Consider the following 1,215-nt stretch of genomic DNA (forward strand, 5'->3'; position numbering starts at 1 on the left):
CCCGCTGCGACCCATCGCCTTGATCGGGAAGCGGCAGGGGAACTCCAGCAGCTTCTTCTCCCCCGTCACCTTCACTCTCCCCGGCGCAGAAGCGCCTTGTACTGCTGATAGACCTCGATCATCCGATAGTAGATCGGCCCCGGCTTGCCATCGCCCACCGGCGTCCCGTTGAGCGAGGTGATCGGCGCGATCTCCTTGATCGAACTGGTGATCCACAGCTCGTCGGCCGTCGCCAGCTCCGCCTCGGCCACCTCCCGCTCCTCGTTGGCCACCCCCTCGGCGCGGACCAGCTCCAGCACCAGATCGCGGGTGATCCCCGGCAGCAGGTGGTTGCTCTTCGGCGGGGTGATCACCACTCCGTCCTTCACCAGGAAGAAGTTGGTGGCGGCCCCCTCGGTCACCTTGCCGTCGCGCACCAGCAGCGCCTCCACCGCATCCTGCTCGGCCGCCTCCTGGCGCATCAGCACGTTGGGCAGCAGATTGATCGACTTGATGTTGCAGCGCAGCCAGCGGATGTCGGGCAGCGAGATCGCCTTCACCCCCTGCTCGTGGACCTCCCTGGAGGGCTCGGGCAGCGGCGAGCACATCATGAACACGGTGGGGTGGACCTCCGCCGGGAAGGCGTGTCGCCGCGCTGCCGCGGGTGATCTGCAGGTAGACGGTCTGGTCCCCACCGCCGTTAGCGTCGAGAATTCCATTGAGCGCGCCGGTCCACTCCTCGCGGCTCATCGGGTTGGGGATCCGCACCTCCCCCAGACTCGCCTCCAACCGGTCGAAGTGCTCGCCGAGACGGAAGAACAGGCCGCCGTAGGCGGGCATCACCTCATACACGCCGTCGCCGAGCAGAAACCCGCGGTCGAGCACGGAAATTTGCGCATTTTCAATAGGAAGCAGTTCGCCGTTGAGATAGCACAGGGACATGGGGATACAGGCCGGAGTGATGGAAACCGGCTATTATATCCCACTCCCCCCGGCCAGAACGAACCCCCCGAGCCATCCGGAACGCCCGCCATGACCATCGACCTCGACCTCGCCAACCCCCGCGGCTTCTGCGCCGGCGTCGACCGCGCCATCGCCATCGTCGAGCGCGCCCTGGAGCTGTTCGGCGCGCCCATCTACGTGCGCCACGAGGTGGTCCACAACCGCTACGTGGTGGAGTGCCTGCGCGACCGCGGCGCGGTGTTCGTCGAGACCCTCGCCGAGGTGCCCGACGGT

At 66.7% G+C, this 1,215-nt stretch carries 2 pseudogenes; one reads left to right on the plus strand and one right to left on the minus strand.

Annotated features, from left to right (window positions below):
- Positions 1-71 precede the first annotated feature (71 nt).
- Positions 72-921, minus strand: a pseudogene (locus ACYQ2W_RS26260) (D-amino acid aminotransferase).
- Positions 922-1,017: 96 nt separating this feature from the next.
- On the opposite strand from ACYQ2W_RS26260, the pseudogene ispH reads away from it, so the two are divergent.
- A pseudogene (gene ispH / locus ACYQ2W_RS26265) lies at positions 1,018-1,215 on the plus strand (4-hydroxy-3-methylbut-2-enyl diphosphate reductase); the annotation flags it as partial.

The sequence above is a fragment of the Endothiovibrio diazotrophicus genome (genome assembly GCF_054657215.1).